Annotated in this window: 14 protein-coding genes, 1 tRNA gene and 1 other annotated feature; all 15 genes read left to right on the forward strand. The window is 31.4% G+C overall.

The window, feature by feature from the left end; all coding sequences use genetic code 11:
• Positions 1-282: 282 nt before the first annotated feature.
• The 15 genes from ebgA to BN2665_RS21890 all read left to right on the forward strand — a co-directional run bounded on the left by ebgA (position 283) and on the right by BN2665_RS21890 (position 17600).
• Complete coding sequence (ebgA, locus tag BN2665_RS21825; protein ID WP_207643708.1) at positions 283-3369, forward strand: beta-galactosidase subunit alpha; 3087 nt, start codon at positions 283-285, stop codon at positions 3367-3369.
• A gap of 87 nt (positions 3370-3456) precedes the next feature.
• Positions 3457-5016: an extracellular solute-binding protein gene (locus tag BN2665_RS21830; protein ID WP_055669210.1), complete on the forward strand. Its 1560-nt coding sequence runs from the start codon at positions 3457-3459 to the stop codon at positions 5014-5016.
• Between the two features lie 79 nt (positions 5017-5095).
• A complete protein-coding gene (locus BN2665_RS27840) occupies positions 5096-5311 on the forward strand; it encodes a hypothetical protein (RefSeq protein WP_341452715.1) in 216 nt (71 codons plus the stop codon).
• Between the two features lie 90 nt (positions 5312-5401).
• Entirely contained in the window at positions 5402-6052 is a 651-nt protein-coding gene (locus tag BN2665_RS21835) for an ABC transporter permease (protein WP_341452716.1), read from the forward strand.
• 14 nt (positions 6053-6066) lie between these two features.
• Positions 6067-6960, forward strand: a complete 894-nt coding sequence (locus BN2665_RS21840) for a carbohydrate ABC transporter permease (RefSeq protein WP_055669211.1) — start codon at positions 6067-6069, stop codon at positions 6958-6960.
• A gap of 17 nt (positions 6961-6977) precedes the next feature.
• Entirely contained in the window at positions 6978-9113 is a 2136-nt protein-coding gene (locus BN2665_RS21845; RefSeq protein WP_055669212.1) for an MGH1-like glycoside hydrolase domain-containing protein, read from the forward strand.
• Positions 9114-9389: 276 nt separating this feature from the next.
• A tRNA-Gln gene (locus BN2665_RS21850) sits at positions 9390-9464 on the forward strand.
• Between the two features lie 163 nt (positions 9465-9627).
• Positions 9628-9966, forward strand: a binding site (T-box leader).
• Between the two features lie 271 nt (positions 9967-10237).
• On the forward strand, positions 10238-11527 hold the full coding sequence (aspS, locus tag BN2665_RS21855; RefSeq protein ID WP_055670037.1) for an aspartate--tRNA(Asn) ligase: 1290 nt from the start codon (positions 10238-10240) through the stop codon (positions 11525-11527).
• A gap of 269 nt (positions 11528-11796) precedes the next feature.
• The gene (locus BN2665_RS21860; protein WP_055669213.1) at positions 11797-12861 is read left to right on the forward strand and encodes a LiaI-LiaF-like domain-containing protein; all 1065 of its coding nucleotides are present in this window, start codon (positions 11797-11799) and stop codon (positions 12859-12861) included.
• An 8-nt stretch (positions 12862-12869) separates the two neighbouring features.
• The gene (locus BN2665_RS21865; RefSeq protein WP_055669214.1) at positions 12870-13406 is read left to right on the forward strand and encodes an RNA polymerase sigma factor; all 537 of its coding nucleotides are present in this window, start codon (positions 12870-12872) and stop codon (positions 13404-13406) included.
• The gene (locus tag BN2665_RS21870; protein WP_055669215.1) at positions 13382-13699 is read left to right on the forward strand and encodes a hypothetical protein; all 318 of its coding nucleotides are present in this window, start codon (positions 13382-13384) and stop codon (positions 13697-13699) included. Before BN2665_RS21865 ends, BN2665_RS21870 begins: the two co-directional genes overlap by 25 nt.
• Positions 13700-13718: 19 nt before the next feature.
• Complete coding sequence (locus BN2665_RS21875; RefSeq protein WP_055669216.1) at positions 13719-14198, forward strand: hypothetical protein; 480 nt, start codon at positions 13719-13721, stop codon at positions 14196-14198.
• A 167-nt stretch (positions 14199-14365) separates the two neighbouring features.
• Complete coding sequence (locus BN2665_RS21880; protein ID WP_055669217.1) at positions 14366-15517, forward strand: AI-2E family transporter; 1152 nt, start codon at positions 14366-14368, stop codon at positions 15515-15517.
• 35 nt (positions 15518-15552) lie between these two features.
• Positions 15553-16362 carry a VanW family protein gene (locus BN2665_RS21885; protein WP_055669218.1) on the forward strand — a complete coding sequence of 270 codons (810 nt, stop codon included), beginning with the start codon at positions 15553-15555 and terminating at the stop codon, positions 16360-16362.
• A 398-nt stretch (positions 16363-16760) separates the two neighbouring features.
• Positions 16761-17600: a PRD domain-containing protein gene (locus tag BN2665_RS21890; RefSeq protein WP_055669219.1), complete on the forward strand. Its 840-nt coding sequence runs from the start codon at positions 16761-16763 to the stop codon at positions 17598-17600.
• The last annotated feature ends 162 nt before the right edge of the window (positions 17601-17762 follow it).

Consider the following 17762-nt stretch of genomic DNA (forward strand, 5'->3'; position numbering starts at 1 on the left):
AGATAAATTTACTAAAATATATTGAAATTTATAATAAAATTTAGTAAAATATGATTAAGAAAAATATTCTAAAATATCTGATAAATATTATATGGCTGAAATTAAGCTGAATTACTAGTTTTCGCATGATTGTTATTAGTTTTTAGTACTTAGTATAATATTATTTATCATATTTTAAAAAAGTAAAAACATTAACTAAAAAAACATTAATCTGAAATTTTAATATAATAATTTCAGAGATTAGGCTTCAATTTTTAAAGAAAAATGCAAGGGGTGGGTTAAATGAGGGAAATGAAGCTTTGGGAAAATATAAATATAGATCATATTAATAGAATGAAAAGTCGTATATATTTTAATTCGTATTTAGATAGAAACAAAGCCATTCTAAATGAAAAAAAATATAGTATAGCTTATAAAAATTTAAATGGAGTTTGGAAGTTTTTATTTTTAGATGCTCCTGAATACTCTCCAAAAGAATTTTATAAATGGGACTACGATTGTGCAAGTTGGAAGGATATAGTTGTGCCTGGTAATTGGCAGGTACAAGGTTATGGTAAAATGCATTATTCAGATTTGTGGTATAGCTTTCCTATAAGACCACCTTATGTTCCCACTGACAATCCAACGGCCATATATAAAAGAAATTTTTATATAGATGAAAATTGGGCAAATAACAGGGTGATACTGAGATTTAATGGAGTGGATTCTGCTTTTCATCTTTGGATAAACGGTAAAGAGGTTGGTTACAGTAAGGGAGCAAGGCTTTTATCAGAATTTGATGTAACCGATTACGTAACTGTTGGAGAAAATCAATGTACAGTAAGAGTTTATCAATGGTCTGATGGAACCTATCTTGAAGATCAGGATATGTGGTGGCTTAGTGGCATATTTAGGGATGTAGAGCTTTATGCTGAGCCCTTAAATGGAATAGAGGATATTTATGCAGTAGCAGACCTAGATGAGGAATATAAAAATGGAGTGCTTAGCATAGAAACAAGTCTAAGAAATATTAAAGATAAAGAACATGGATACTCTATATCTTATGAATTGCTGGATTCCAAAAAACAAACAGTATTCTTAGAGGAGCATGACATTACAAAAGGAATTGATAAATTTCAAAAGGAGGTCTCCTCACCATTAAAGTGGTCTGCAGAGGAGCCTAACCTTTATACACTGCTTATAACCTTAAAAAAGCATGGAGAAATAAAGCAGATAGTACCTCAAAGCATTGGCTTTAGGAAGATAGAATTAAAAGAAGAGAATTTTTTAGTTAATGGAGTCGCTATTAAGTTAAAGGGTGTTAATAGACATGATTTTAATCCTATTAACGGCAGGGTTGTATCAGAAGAGGAGATAGAAGCAGATATTTTACTAATGAAGCAGCATAATATCAATGCTATAAGAACGGCTCATTATCCTAATTCTACTTATCTATATGATCTATGCGATAAGTATGGAATGTACGTTATGGACGAAACAGATTTAGAATGTCATGGTTTTGAGCTTACTAATGATTATAGTTGGATAAGTGATAATCCAGACTGGGAACTAGCATATGTAAGCAGAATTGAAAGAATGATTAATAGAGATAAAAACCATCCATGTATTATTATGTGGTCCTTGGGTAATGAGTCATCCTTTGGATGCAATTTTAAAACTATGGCTAAAAGAGCAAGAGAAATTGATGCTACAAGATTGATTCACTATGAAGGAGATAGAAAGGCCGAAATTTCAGATGTCTACTCCACTATGTATACATGGCTTGAGCATGAAAATCCTGATAGACTTACCATGGAGAAGATTGTTAATGAAGCAAAGAAGCCTCATATAATCTGTGAGTACTGTCATGCTATGGGTAATGGACCAGGTAATCTCAAAGAATATCAAGAGCTTTTTTATGCTCATGATAAGCTTCAAGGGGGATTTGTATGGGAATGGTTTGATCACGGTATTGAATCCTTTAATGAGCAAGGTGAAAAATATTATAGATATGGTGGAGATTTTGGCGATGACCCTAACAACGGAAATTTTTGTATAGATGGACTTATAATGCCTGATAGAACTCCTTCACCAGGACTTTTGGAATATAAGAAAGTAATAGAGCCTGTAGAAACCAGTGCAGTGGATTTAAATAATGGAGTAATGAAAATAAGAAATAGATATGATTTTATAACATTAAATCATCTCCAATTAATATATTCCATAGTTAAAGAGAATGAAATAATAGCCACAGGAATAGGGAATATAGAAAATATACAGGCTAGAAGCGAAAAAGAAATAAGGCTAAACTATGATAGCTTGTTACCAGAAGAACGTTATGGAGATTATTATTTAAACATTTCTTATAAACTTAATAAAGATACAAGTTGGGCGAAAAGTGGACATGTGGTTGCTACAGCTCAATTTAAATTACATTCAAAGGAAGAATATATAGTGGTAAAGCCGCAAGGAAAACTTGAGCTTATAGATGAGGACTTCAAGCTCATTATAAAAGGTGAATACTTCGAAACAGCCTTTGATAAAGTAAAAGGCATAATGCTATATGCGATAAAGGATGGGAATAAGGTCATAGATATGGGACCGCAGCTTAATTTTTGGAGAGCGCCCATTGATAATGATATGTACATTGTAGAAGATTATCATAAAAAATACTTTATGCACTTGATGAAGGAAAGCCTAGAAGATTTTTATTACGAACAAAGAGAAAATTATGCTTTAGTTAAGATATCTACTGTAAACGGCAGTCCTAATAGTGCATGGTATTACTCCTGTGTATATGAATATAAGATTTATCCAAGTGGAGATATATTGATGAATATAGAAGGCTTGCCTCAAGGTAAGCTTGAGAATGCTCCTAATATGCTTCCGAGGATAGGAATGAAAATGAACCTGGATAAAAAATACTCTAAGGTCAGATGGTATGGCAGAGGACCAGGGGAATCCTATGCAGATTCAAAACAATGCAATTTATTCGGAGTATATGAGAAAAACGTGGATGAACTTTTTACGAATTATGTGAAGCCACAGGAAAACGGAAATAGAACAGATTGTAAATGGGTTAGATTACTAGATCATAGAGGTGTGGGGCTAATGGTGGTGGCAAAGGATAAACTAGACTTTAGTGCTATGTACTATGAAACAGAGGATTTAGAGAAAGCAAAGCATACTATAGATTTAGTAAAAAGAGATTATATTACATTAAATATTGATTATAAACAGAATGCTTTAGGAAGCAATTCTTGTGGTCAAAACCAACTTGATAAATATAAATGTAAGTTTGAAGCCTTTAAACTTAATTTGAAGCTTTCACTATATAATAACAAGGAAATTTCAGATTTTGCATTATCAAAAGAACTAATTGAAGAGTAATTTCTGAGAGGATTAAAAATTGTTTATTTGCATCATTAAAAATAAACGATGCATTAAAATATCAAATTAAAAAAGGGGGATTATTTAATGAAACGTAAAGGGCTATTAACACTTGTTCTAGCTGCACTGATAACAGTGACCGCAGTGGGGTGTAACAAAACAAAAAGTACCCAAGGCTCCAAGGATGGCGACAAAAATGGAAATGAAAAGATTACCATAAAATACTGGACTTCTTTTACGCCAAACCAGTATATAAAAAGCTTAAATGAAAGCTTAATGTATCAAGAGCTTGAAAAAAGGACAAATGTTCATGTGGAGTTTGAGCATCCTGTTGAAGGTCAAGAAACAGAGCAGTTTAATCTGCTTGTAAATTCTAATACTTTACCAGATGTTATACAAACTTACGCAACACAATATAAAGGTGGAATGGATAAGGCTATAAAGGATGGAGTGTATATAAGATTAAATGAATTGATTGATAAGTATGCACCAAACTTTAAAAAGCTATTACAAGAGGACCCAGAGCTTGCAAGGCAAGTAACCACTGACCAAGGAAATATTTATGCATTCCCTGCAGTGGGTATAGATAAAAATGAGCCTGCTTGGTGGGGGCCAGTCATTCGTAAGGATTGGCTTAATGAACTTGGATTAAAAGAGCCTACTACTATTGATGAGTGGTACAGTGTATTAAAACAGTTTAAGGAAAAGAAAAATACTGCGCCGCTTATACTTAATAAAAGAGGGTTAGATCCCTACGGAACTATAGTGAGTGCTTTTGATGTAGGAAATGGTTTTTATAAAAAAGGCAATACCATAAAATATGGACCAATGGATCCAGGCTTTAAGGAATACCTTGCAACCATGAATAAGTGGTTCAATGAAGGATTAATTGACAAGGATTTTGCTACTCGTGATACAAAGAGCAGAGAAGCTCTAATTACTTCAGGAAAAGCTGGTATTTATATGACAGAATATGCATTGGTGGATCAATATGTTGCTGCCATAAGGGTTACAGATCCTAAAGCAGAGTTTTCTCCAATTGTGCAGCCTTCATTAAAAGCAGGAGAAAAGGTAAAGATGAGAGTGGTTAACGAACGTAATGGAGGATATGAAGCCGTTATAACCTCTGCTTGTAAAAACCCAGAACAGGTTGTAAAGTGGTTTGATTATGCCTATAGCAAAGAGGGACAGATGCTTTTTAACTATGGAATTGAAGGCACAAGCTACACTATGGTAGATGGAAAACCTAAATTTACAGACCTTATGACAAAAAATCCTGATGGCCTTGATTTCTGGACAGTTTGCAACAAATATAAGCTTGAAATAGGACCTTATTTAAGAGATTACAAGGCTTTACCTGAGTTTTCAAAATTCTCCTTAGAAGCTATGGATAAGTGGACAAAGGCAGATACTGATTACGTGGTGCCTCCAATAAATCTTACCGCTGAAGAAAATGAAAAGTATTCGGCTATTATGAGTGATGTTAATACTTATAGGGATGAAATGATATTAAAATTCATAACTGGTAAGGAACCATTAAGTAAGTTTGATAGCTATGTAGAGCAGCTTAAGAAGATGGGCATTGAAGATGCTATAAAGATATATCAAGCTGCCCTAGAAAGATATAATAACAGAAAGATTAAATAGTTCTTATAAATTCTGAAGAATGAACATACATTCTTCAGAATTTATACTAAAATCCTAAAAAGCAAGGAGGAGCTAATTTATGGCAGAACTGCAGGTTAATAGTAAGGCTCACTATAATCAAAAGATCAGTGTATGGAAAAGAATACGTAAGGATTTTAAGATAAATAGATATGTTTACATCATGGCAATACCCATGATTATATATTTTATACTCTTTAGCTATATTCCCATGTATGGAGTTACCATAGCCTTTAAAGATTTCAGTCCAAGGCTGGGAATTCTAGGAAGTGAGTGAGTAGGGCTAAAACATTTTAAAGCGTTTTTTGATAGTATATATTTTGCTAGAACATTAAAAAACACAGTACTTATCAGTATGCATTCTCTGTTGTGGGGATTTCCATCGGCGGTAATACTGGCACTGCTTTTAAATGAGATAAGAAGAAAGAAATTTAAAAGTATAGTTCAGACTGTTACTTATCTTCCACACTTTATATCCTTGGTTGTAATATGCGGTATGATTATAGATTTTACCTCTACTGATGGTTTAATTAATTCAATTTTAGTTAACTTTGGTGTAGAACCTGTAAACTGGCTTACAAAGCCTGAGTGGTTTAGACCTATTTATATAGGTTCAGGACTTTGGCAGAGCATAGGGTGGGACAGCATAATCTATCTTGCAGCACTTTCGGGCATAGACCCATCTTTATACGAAGCGGCTACAGTAGATGGGGCTGGGCGTTGGAAGCAGCTCATTCATATAACCTTGCCTGGTATAGCACCTACTCTTGTAATTATGCTCATATTAAATATAGGCGGATTAATGAGCGTAGGATATGAGAAAATTATTCTTCTATATAATCCTATGACCTGGGAAACTTCAGATGTTATATCAAGCTATGTATATAGAAAAGGACTTGTTGGTGCTCAATACGATTTCAGTACAGCGGTAGGTCTATTAGAGTCTGCTGTTGGATTTGTATTATTAGTGCTTGCTAATAAATTTAGCAAAAAGATATCAGAAACAAGCTTATGGTAAGGTGAGGTGAGATTATGCGAGTTAAAAGAAGCTTAGGAGAAAAAGTCTTTGACACAGCTAACATAATATTTATGATATTACTTATGATTATATGTATATATCCATTGTTGTATGTTTTATTTGCTTCCTTAAGTGATCCTTATGAATTGATGAAGCATAGAGGTCTTTTACTAAAACCACTAGGATTTACTTTGAATGGTTATGCTCTGGTATTTAAAAACCCAAGCATTATGACAGGCTTTTTAAATACTCTTTTCTATGTGGTAGTAGGAACCAGCTTAAATTTATTGTTGACAAGTATGTCAGCTTACGTACTTTCAAGAAAAAACTTGTTTTTTGGAAAGCCGTTAATGTGGATGGTTACTATACCCATGTTTTTTAGTGGAGGATTGATTCCCTTTTATCTCCAGGTACAAAGACTAGGGCTCATTGATTCGAGATGGGCAATTATACTGCCATCGGCTATATCCGTATGGAACCTTATTGTACTTAGAACTGCTTTTAGAAATATACCAGAAAGTCTTATAGAATCTGCTAAGATAGATGGAGCAAATGATTTCACCATATTGTTTAAAATAGTTATTCCAGTTTCTAAAGCTACTTTAGCTGTAATAGCTCTATTTTATGCTGTAGGGCAGTGGAATTCATGGTTTAATGCTATGCTTTTCTTAAAAGACAGAAGTAAATATCCTCTTCAGCTTATATTAAGAGAAATTTTGATATCAAATGATACCAGAGAGATGATGAATTTACCAAAGGGTGCAGCTCAGTTTATAAAAGCGGATGCTTATAAAACCTTAATTAAATATAGCACTGTAATTGTTTCAACTCTTCCAATATTATGTTTATATCCATTTTTACAAAAATATTTTGTGAAGGGTGTTATGATAGGTTCAGTAAAAGAGTAGAGAAGAGAGGATATACTATGAAATTATCAAAAACAGCTATCATGTCATTGGCTTCTTGTTTTATGATAACGGGTACTATGGCTGGTTGCAGCAATAATAGACTTAAAAGTAATGAGGAAATAAGATATAAGTTTAAAAATATTATTGATGTAACAGGAATTCCTAAAAAAGCTAAACCTGATGATAATTATGAGATAAATCCTTTTTCTGATATGGGAGCATGGCATGCTTATCATTTGCCTTCCTTAAAGGATAAGGAATATTATGGAGGTTTTACAGGCCCCTTATATATTGCAGAAGAGTATGGAATATGGCTTAGTAAGTGCTTTAACCGTATTAGGATATATGATGCTAAAGGTGGACAGGAAATAAAGTTATCACAATGTAAGAATCCAGATTTATCCTATTATCCAGGACTCTTGGTTCAAGACTATGACATGGAGGACTTTGAGCTAAAGCTAGAATTAAGATTTGTTACCAATAGAACAGCTCTTGTTACTACAACAATTAAAAATAAAACTAATAAGGAATTAAACCTAAAGCTTCAGTGGGAAGGCGATCTTTTATATTATATTAAAACAGAGTTTACTGCTTCGTCCAAAGGAGTAAAGGTGAACTTCCCTGATGCAAGATTAAATTGGAAAGCTCTAGTCTCTGATGAGATGGAGTACGAAGTCAGATATCCTTTTGAGGTGAACACGGATATAAAAGGAATGAGCTATGTTACCTCTATGAAGGATAATATAATAATAAAGCCTAAAAAGGAGTATATTTTAAACACCACTAACTCCTATACCTTTACTAAGAAGGAAAAAGATGAGGAACATAAGAAGATAGAAACTATTCTAGAAAAACCTTTAGAGTATATTAAGGAAAATGCAGTGAGATGGAATAAGTATCTTTCCTCTGCTTTAAAGAAAGGCAAAGAAGATTATAATGAGGTTGCGGTAAAAGCTGTTGAAACATTGATAACTAATTGGAGAAGTCCAGCAGGAGCAATAAAGAAAAATGGAATTACCCCCTCTATGTCTTATGCTTGGTTTAATGGCATGTGGGCGTGGGATTCATGGAAGCAGGCTGTGGCCACGGCGAGTTTTTCACCAGAGCTTGCCAAAGACAATATTAGAGCCATGTTTGATTACCAGAGAGAAGATGGTATGGTTATAGATGCCATATTCTATAATAAAAACGGTGATAATTGGAATGAAAGAAATTCAAAACCTCCTCTAGCTGCTTGGGCAGTTTGGAAGGTTTATGAAGAAAGCAAGGATAAAGCCTTTTTAGAAGAGATGTATCCAAAGCTTGTAAAGTATCATAATTGGTGGTATAGCTATAGAGATAACGATAAGAATGGTATTGCTGAATATGGAGGTACTTTAGATGAGCTAAATAGCAGTTCTAAAGAAATTTTACGAGCTGCAGCTTGGGAAAGCGGCATGGATAATGCTGTAAGATTTGATGAGAATTATGGAATAGAGATTCTTGAAAATCGAAATGGAAAGAAGGAGATTATCGGTTATTCCATAAACCAAGAGTCTGTGGATTTGAACTCCTACTTATTTGCAGAAAAGAAATTTTTAGCTAGCATAGCTAAAGTATTAAATAAACCTGAGGATAGTAAAACCTATGAAAAAGAAGGAAAGTATATAAAGGATTTTATACAAAAACACATGTTTAGTGAAGAGGAAGGCTTCTTTTTTGATATAGATATTAAGGATAAAAAGCCTTTAATAAATAGAAGAAAGGGACCGGAAGGTATAATACCTCTTTGGGCTGGTGTGGCCAGCGAGGAGCAAGCTAGGGCAGTTAAAGATGCTGTAATGAAGGAAGATAAGTTTAATACTAAGGTACCAATTCCTAGCGCATCAAAAGACAACGAAAGATATAATCCCACCAAGTATTGGAGAGGACCAGTATGGCTTGATCAGGCGTATTTCGCCATTGAAGGGTTAGCTTTTTATGGATATAAGGAAGAGGCTTCAAAGCTTGCTAAGAAAGTGTTAGATAATGCGGAAGGAATTAAGGATAAAGGAAAAACCTTTAGGGAAAATTATAATCCTGAGAATGGAGAAGGACTTCATTGTACCAATTTTAGCTGGTCAGCAGGAATGGCGTACTTGCTTTATAGAAATTACTTAGAAATTAGTGAATAGTGAGTTTAAATTTAAAAATAGTCTAAGGTATCCTTTAAAATAAAATTGAGGAGAACCTTAGACTATAATAAAAATATATAAAGCATGGGAATCAATATTAAGACATCTCCAAAAAAATAACTAGTCAGTCTACTCGTCTATTTGACTAGTTATTTTTTTACGATGCCTAAAAAGTTTTTAATATAGTATAACTTAAAGTCAAATTATTTTTTCTATAGTTGACAACTTAATAGATTTCTTATATAATCGTCTTTGTGTTAAATAAATAATAAATATTGGGATGTCGCCAAGCGGTAAGGCAACGGACTTTGACTCCGTCATGCGTAGGTTCAAATCCTGCCATCCCAGCCACAAAAGGTTCTACTTAATGTTAGTGGAACCTTTAATTTTGTATTACTTTTTAAATTCTGTAACAAATATTCATAATAAAGTTGTAATGAATTATTAAAATTTAAAAATTATAAATATTTAAAAAATCATATTGACAATTTTAAAATAGGGTTTTATTATATTTATAATATCTATGAAGAGAAGAGTAGGAGTGTTATTTCCTCAAAGAGAGCTAGGAAGGGTGGAAGCCTGGTAGGAAAATATTTTGAAGGACATCTCTGAGATGCTTATTTGAACCTATAGGGAAACATTACAAAAACTCAATTTATTATGTTTCAAAATCACAGCTTTAAGTGATTATGGAACATGTATAAGTTGACAGTTGAGGTTGTTTCCATATGATGTAGTATTAGAATAAGCCGGATTTCACCGTTAAAGGAACTAAAGTGAACTTTAATTATATGACTTTTAATGAAAATTAAGGTTAAAAAGGATGGTACCGTGAGTAGAGCTCACTCCTTTATTGGAGTGGGCTTTGTTTTATTTAAATATAGTTAATTTCTTCCCATAACCAGGGCCCGGTGAAGGATAAAATTACTAGTACCATCTTATGATGATTAAAGTTAATTAGGGTGGTACCACGGAATTTTCGTCCCTTGATTTATTTCAAGGGATTTTTTATTTTATTAGGAAAATATAATAATTTTTAAAAAGCATTAAAAGAAAACTTTAAATAGGATTAAGCCTAAATATATAAGGAATATTTTAAGAGAGGAGATTTATTTATGTGCAATTTGAATAGAACATTAATATCAGATTTAGAAAATAAAATAAATGAGGAGGTTTGTCTCAAGGGATGGATTTATAAAATAAGGAGATTGAGTAAGATATCTTTTATTATCTTAAGAGATAGAAGCGGTAAGGTGCAGTGCGTAGTAGAAAACAGTATTATTGATTTTGCTAAGATAAAAAATGAAAGTATTGTTTGTATAACAGGTAAAGTAGTGAATAGTAATAATTCTATAAATAGCTATGAAATTCAAGGAAACAACGTAGAACTAATTTCAGCTGTGGAAAATGAGATACCTCTGGAAATTAATTCATCAAATTTTAACGTGAATTTAGACACTATTTTAAATAATAGATCTGTAAGTCTGAGGCAAGAAAAAATTAATTCAGTTTTTAAGTTTCAGGCAATTATAGCTCAAGGTTTTAGAGAGTTTTTAGTATCTCAGGGTTTTACAGAAGTGTTTACTCCTAAAATTGTGGCCGAGGGGGCTGAGGGGGGCACAGCTATTTTTGAAGTTAAATATTTTGAAAATAAAGCTTATTTGGCACAAAGTCCTCAATTTTATAAGCAAATGCTAGTGGGTGCTGGTTATGAAAGAGTATTCGAAATAGGTCATGCCTATAGAGCAGAAGAGCATAACACTAATAGACACCTAAATGAATATATAAGCATGGATTTTGAGATGGGCTTTATAGATAGTGAAAAAGATGTAATGAAAATGGAGGAACAGTTATTAAAATATATATTAAATAAATTATCAAAGGAGGCTAAAGCCATTTTGGAGGATTTTGAAATAGAACTTCCAAAGATAGGAGACAGCATACCTGCCATAAAGTTTAAGGACGCCTTAGAGCTTTTGAGCAAAGTTTATCATAAAGATGACTTGGAAGGGGATTTAGATCCTGAGTCAGAAAAGCTTCTATGCAAATATGCTAAAGAACATTTAAATAGTGAGTTCCTATTTGTAACTCATTACCCAAGAAAAAAGCGACCTATGTATACCATGCCAGAGGAGGAGCAGTGGACCCGCAGCTTTGACTTGCTTTTTAGAGGATTAGAAATAACTACTGGTGGTCAAAGAATTAATGATTATAATATGTTAGTTAGCAATATGAAGATTAAAGGGCTAAATCCTGATAAATTTCAATCCTATTTAGAAGCTTTTAAATATGCAATTCCACCGCACGGTGGATTAGCAATAGGGTTAGAGAGACTAACAGCTCAACTGCTTAAGCTTAATAATGTAAGAGAAGCGTCCCTGTTTCCTAGAGATAGAACAAGAATAATACCTTAAATAAAAATTGCGAAGGTAATTTTTATTAAAATGCTATTCTTTAGCATTTTTTAATACACAATGCACAGTTCACAATACACAATGAAGGAAATTTTTTTCTCTGCTGACACTGCGTAGAGTAACGGAGAAAAATCTTCCCTAATTGTGTACTGTGCATTGTGAACTGTAAATTGAAAAAAGTTATAATAAATAATAATTTTAAATTATCGTGGGTTTTTCGCTATTAACATAGTCTAAATATATGAAAGAACCATAAGGGAGGTTTGAAGATGAGAAGAAGGATTGGTACATTAACCACTGCAGCAGCCCTGATATTTTTAGGAGTAGTATTATTGGTAAGGCAGATAGACCCTAACTTAGCTTCTACTATTTTTCACTTTTGGCCGATGTTATTTATATTATTAGGATTAGAGGTTATAATTCTAAATAGTATAAATAAAGAAGATAATGTGAAATTAGGATTTAATGGAGCTATAATATTTTTGGTTATTATTTTCTTATTGGTAGAAGGATTTTTTGGTATTAAAAATTCTATAATCAAGCGATTTCCAGACATAAATTTAGGCATAGATATTGGTAACGCTATAATTAATGGTAAACCTGTGGAGGCTTTTGGAAGTGCTAAGTTAAAGGGGAATAAAGTTTCCTTTTTAGGTTATAACGGAGACATTAAAATAAGAAGAAGTGACAATGGTGAAGTGAGATTTGAAGGTAAGGTATATGTTCCAGATCATAGTAATATTCCCAATTATGAAATAACTCCTACTTCTAATGATAATGGCATAGTGTTTGATTTAAAGGATAACTCCATAAAGAAAATAGAAGGGATACTATATATACCTGATAATATAGATTTAAAAATAGATATAAATAATTTAAATATATCAAATTCAGAAGAGTTTTTAGGGACAGCTCTTAGAATAGACTCAAACAATGGTTACTTCGATGTTTCTGGATTTAAGTCTGTAGTGATAGATAATAACAATGGTAAAATTTCTGTAAAAGATGCTTTAGATGTGAATATAAAGTCTAATAATGCAAAGATTGACTTAAATGGTAATATAGAAAATATTGATGTTCAAGCTAATATAAGTGCGGTAGATGTAAGTAATAAATTGTGTAAGAATGTTAAGATATCCACAGATAGTGGTAAGGTTACATTAAGAACAGAGGATAAGAATTTGGATATTCAGGCAAGGACTTCTACAGGGTCTCTATATATAAATGGTAATAAAAAAGGTTCAAAGGATTATAGTGGTTCTATAGGGAATGGAGAAGGAAAGATAAATATAAGAACTAGTGTGGGTTCTATTAGAGTAGAACATGGGGAGTGATAATTTACATGGAGGAAGAGCTCTTAGAAAAATTAAAATCTGGAGATAAAGAAGCTTTTATTATGCTTGTAGACAAGTATAGAAAAAAAGTGATATCCCTATGTTATTCCTATACTGGTGATTATGGAGAAGCAGAGGATCTGTCTCAGGAAGCTTTTTTATCTTTATACAAGAGCATTGAAAGTTTTAGGGGGGACAGTTCTCTCTCAACGTATCTATATAGAATAACCATTAATAAATGCTTAAGTTATAAAAAAAGAATAAACTTAAAAGAATTTGTAGGAGGATTATTTGGATATTACAAGGAAGAGGTAGATTACGAAGAAAAAGCTTATGTAAGGCAGTGTATTGACGCTTTGTCTAAAGACCTAAAAACTCCTGTATTACTTTATTATTATTTAGGCCTGAGTTATAAAGAAATCTCAGAAATATTAAATATTTCTGAGCGAGCTGTAGAGGGTAGGCTTTACAGAGCAAAGGGTAAAATTAAATCAAAAATTGAGAAGGAGGAAGGTCTAATATGGAACAAAAATGGGATTCTATAGACAGGTTAATAAAAGATAGTATGGAGTACCCCATAAAATTAAATGAAGATTATGATAAAAAGTTATTAAATAGAATTAGTAATTTAAATAATGACGTCAGCATCAATAATTCTAAGGTAGTTACTCTAAAAAATATATTTTTGAATTTCATTAATAAGAACTCCTTAGGACTTAGCTTTGCTTTAAGTGGCATCTTTATCTTTATATTAAATTTTACTGGATTTCAAGACAAACTATTGGATGCATTTATCTTGATGAAAAGTTTGAGTGCATTTTTTATAAGTAATATATAATTTTGAGGTGATATAAGGTATGAATAGAAATGATAGATTTGTAAATTTTATATTAGCTTGTATACCAGGAGTAGGCTATATGTATAATGGTCTTTTATTAAAAGGACTAGAATTATTAGGTATATTTATCATGGCTCCTGTAATTTTAGATTTTGCGGCATTAGATGAGCTTACACCAGTGATTATGGTGCCTTTATGGTTTTATGGTTTTTTTGACACTTTTAATGTAGCAAGACGCAGAGAGGCTGGAGAAGTAATACAAGATAGAGGCTTTATACTTGGAAACAATAGAGCTTTTAATGGTCAGCTTCAAGATAACTCTATGAAATTTATAGGGATACTTTTGATAATACTAGGCATATTATCTCTTACCAATAGAATATTGAGGACTATGAATTTAATGTTTATAGTGAAAAGCTATTTGATACCCATATTTTTTATTTTGTTAGGTATCTATATTATTTTTAAAGATAAGATAAATGGATCTATAAATAAATAAGAGTTTATTATTATCTCATAAGGAATTTTATATGAATCACTTAAAAGTTCATAATATTTAAGGAATATTTAAGATATAATTGAAATGTTTTTCCTGTCAATTATGATATAATATGTTAATACTAAAAATTAATTAGTGAATTTATATATTAGAACGGAGGACATGATTTGCAGTTTCTTAAAGATAAAAAATTTAAGTACTTTGATTTAGTGTTAGCTATAGTCGTTGCTTTTATATTAATCAGAACTATAGATAATTACACCTTTTTGATGTCTGGATTAAATAAATTTTTGGCGATAATATCACCTTTTACCTTTGCGTTTATAATTGCTTATATGCTAAATCCAATTATGAACTTATTGGAGAGGAAATGTAAATTGAAGAGGGCCATGAGTCTTTTAATAACTTATATTTTTATAATCGGAGTTATAACTTTATTTTTTGTAGACTTGATGCCTAAGATATATAATAGTTTATTAGATATTATTAAGAATGCTCCACAGTTTGCTAATGAAGCTCAAGAGTGGCTGAATAGATTTTTACTAGATGAAAAAATTCAGTCTTTTATAACTTCCACTGGGATGACTAATATTAAACCAGATTTTTTAGTTAGTAAATTTAGTTCAAACATAATCCTCATAATAAATACTATTTTTTCGAAAACGCTTGTGTTTACTAATTATTTTATAAAATGGATTTTTGGCTTTATAATTTCAATATATGTGTTATACGACAAGGAAAGATTCTTAAATATTGCTAAGAAATTTATTTATATAGTATTCAAAGATAAGAATGCTAAAAGATTGTTAAATTTTACTGGTAACATTCATAGAATGATAGGTATATATATAGGTATAAAAGCGGTAGACTCGTTAATTATTGCTATTTTAGCCTTTATAGGCTTAAGCATTATAAAATCGCCATATATATTGATTATTACGGTAGTGGTAGGGGTAACTAATATGATACCTTACTTTGGCCCTTTGGTGGGAATGGTAGTGGGCTTTATCATTAACCTCTTCTTTAATCCATTAAAAGCCTTTATTGTATTACTATTTATTTTCTTGCTCCAACAATTCGATGGCTGGTATTTAGATCCTAAGCTAGTTGGTGGAAAGGTTGGTCTAAGTCCTTTTCTTGTAATTTTGGCAGTCACCGTAGGGGGAGGGCTTTATGGGCCTATTGGAATGCTTTTAGCAACTCCTACTATGGCAGTAATTAAAATTTATGCAGATAAGCTTTTCTCAAAATACGATAATATAAAAGAAATGAAATCTAAAAATGATTCTGTAAATGAGAAAGATTTAGCTAATGAGTAATATTTTTAATAAGGGTAATTGAGAGGTATATTAAAATGTACATTGCTAATAAACCAATAAAGCGATCAAAATTAAGATTACTCTTAGGAAAAAAATATTATATGTACAAAAGGTATATACGATGGATTTTTCATAGAAAAGATTATTCTAGGGAGATATTTAATACTCAGTTAACCTACGAAGTATATAGGCATAAAACACCATTGCTTAGAGAGCTTAAAGGAGTAGACATGTATCTACAATATAATAAAATTACTAATCTAAGATTAGCAATAAAAAAAGTAAATGGTATCATAATTAAACCTAAAGAAACCTTTTCCTATTGGAGATTGATAGGAAAACCAAGTTATAAAAAAGGTTATAAAGATGGATTAGTATTAAGAGGTGATGGAACTTTCGAGGCAGGGGTTGGCGGAGGGCTTTGTCAGTTATCAAATTTAATTTACTGGATAGCTTTGCATACACCTCTTCATGTAACTGAAAGATATAGACATAGCCATGACATATTTCCAGACTCAAATAGAACTCAACCCTTTGGAAGCGGAGCAACCTGTGTATATAATTATTTTGATCTTCAAATATATAATCCTACAGATAAAAACTTTCAGTTAATTCTATATATTGATGATGGTATGCTCAATGGACAGTGGAGATGTAATGAAGAGATCTACTTTAATTATGAGATTTATGAAAAAGAACACCGTATCACACCTACATTTTGGGGAAAGTATATGAGAAGTAACTCAATTTTTAGAAGAATATATGATGGACAAAAAAATTTTATTAAAGAAGAATTTATTGCTGAAAACCATGCTATAATGATGTACGAGCCGCTAATTGAATAAAAGCCCTTGACAACTTGATCATAAGGCTATATAATCAAGTTGTAAACGTGTTACTGAAGTTTATTCAGGCATGAGTTTTCTTTTATTAGAAAATTCATGCCTTTTTTGATTCTCAATGCAAATTAATCTTGTATTATGGTTATCATTGCAAATATTTGAAGAAAGCAATGGTAATGGACAAGTTTACTTGTAAATTTTCTTGGTTAGATTTCAAAGTTTAAAGTTAAGTTTATTCATTGTCTAGATATAAAAGTTGAATTGTAAATAAAATTAACTTGCATAATAACCACCATTATTGAAAAAATAAAGTTAAAAACTCTATTCGTTTATGATATAATACAATTAGTAATTATTATTTTATAGTAGATTTAAATATATTGCTTAAAGGAGTAATAAGCATGTTGTTCAAAAGTTCTTATAAGGCAGTTAGGCCTTTTAACCATAACGTGGTTTTATGCGTACATGACAATAAAGAGTGCATCATAATTGGAAAAGGAGTGGGCTTTGGAGTTAAGCCAGGAGATACTATAAAGAATATTGAAAATATAGAAAAAGAATTCTACCTTGTAGATAGCAATAATAAAGAAAATTTCAAAAATCTTACAACTGCAATAGATAAAAACATCATAGGAGTTACAGAAGAAGCAATTGCTATTATTGCAAAGAAGTTTAACAAGGAGCTGAATGAAAAAATTCATATAACTCTTCCAGACCATATAGCTTTTGCTGTTAAGAGAATGGAAAGTGGAATTCAGATTAAAAATGTTTTACTTCATGAAATAAGATTTTTATATAAGGAAGAATTTAAAGCAGCGGAAGAAATGCTTGAAATCATAAACAAGAAGCTTAATATAGAGCTGCCAAAGGATGAGATTGGTTTTATTGCAATGCATATACATGCAGCGGTAAACAATGAAGATGTATCAAAATCATCTTTAGATACTGCTATTATCAGTGATATGATTAGCTTTATAGAAGAGAAAATTGGTAAAGAGTTAGACAAATATAGCATTGAATATTGTAGAATGGTAACTCACTTGAGGTTTGCCATAGATAGAGTTAGAAATAATGCAAATATTGATAATATATTAATTCATAGTATTAAAGAGAATTACAGAAATACCTATGAAATTGCTAAAGAGCTTGCAGATGTAATTAATAAGGACTATGGTATTGATTTTCCGGAAGGTGAAATTGGATATATAACAATACATCTTCAAAATATATTAGCAAAATAGTAGATATAAACTAAGCGTGTTACTGGTAATGCAGGCATGAGCTTAATAAGTCTACAGTTTTTACTGTGGGTTTGTTAAGCTCTTTTAATTTTAAATATATACATTAATTATTTAATATCATGTATATAAATTAAAATTTTTAGTATGCTAATAAAATATTAT

This window comes from Desnuesiella massiliensis (assembly GCF_001403615.1).
In the GTDB taxonomy this organism is placed as follows: domain Bacteria; phylum Bacillota; class Clostridia; order Clostridiales; family Clostridiaceae; genus Desnuesiella; species Desnuesiella massiliensis.

What these genes read in the sequence shown, in the direction of transcription:
- BN2665_RS21870 (WP_055669215.1), top strand. Translation starts at nt 13,382, where the DNA reads ATGGAACAAAAATGGGATTCTATAGACAGGTTAATAAAAGATAGTATG.
- BN2665_RS27840 (WP_341452715.1), top strand. Translation starts at nt 5,096, where the DNA reads ATGGCAGAACTGCAGGTTAATAGTAAGGCTCACTATAATCAAAAGATC.
- BN2665_RS21885 (WP_055669218.1), top strand. Translation starts at nt 15,553, where the DNA reads ATGTACATTGCTAATAAACCAATAAAGCGATCAAAATTAAGATTACTC.
- BN2665_RS21860 (WP_055669213.1), top strand. Translation starts at nt 11,797, where the DNA reads ATGAGAAGAAGGATTGGTACATTAACCACTGCAGCAGCCCTGATATTT.
- ebgA (WP_207643708.1), top strand. Translation starts at nt 283, where the DNA reads ATGAGGGAAATGAAGCTTTGGGAAAATATAAATATAGATCATATTAAT.
- BN2665_RS21830 (WP_055669210.1), top strand. Translation starts at nt 3,457, where the DNA reads ATGAAACGTAAAGGGCTATTAACACTTGTTCTAGCTGCACTGATAACA.
- BN2665_RS21875 (WP_055669216.1), top strand. Translation starts at nt 13,719, where the DNA reads ATGAATAGAAATGATAGATTTGTAAATTTTATATTAGCTTGTATACCA.
- BN2665_RS21890 (WP_055669219.1), top strand. Translation starts at nt 16,761, where the DNA reads ATGTTGTTCAAAAGTTCTTATAAGGCAGTTAGGCCTTTTAACCATAAC.
- BN2665_RS21865 (WP_055669214.1), top strand. Translation starts at nt 12,870, where the DNA reads ATGGAGGAAGAGCTCTTAGAAAAATTAAAATCTGGAGATAAAGAAGCT.
- BN2665_RS21845 (WP_055669212.1), top strand. Translation starts at nt 6,978, where the DNA reads ATGAAATTATCAAAAACAGCTATCATGTCATTGGCTTCTTGTTTTATG.
- BN2665_RS21840 (WP_055669211.1), top strand. Translation starts at nt 6,067, where the DNA reads ATGCGAGTTAAAAGAAGCTTAGGAGAAAAAGTCTTTGACACAGCTAAC.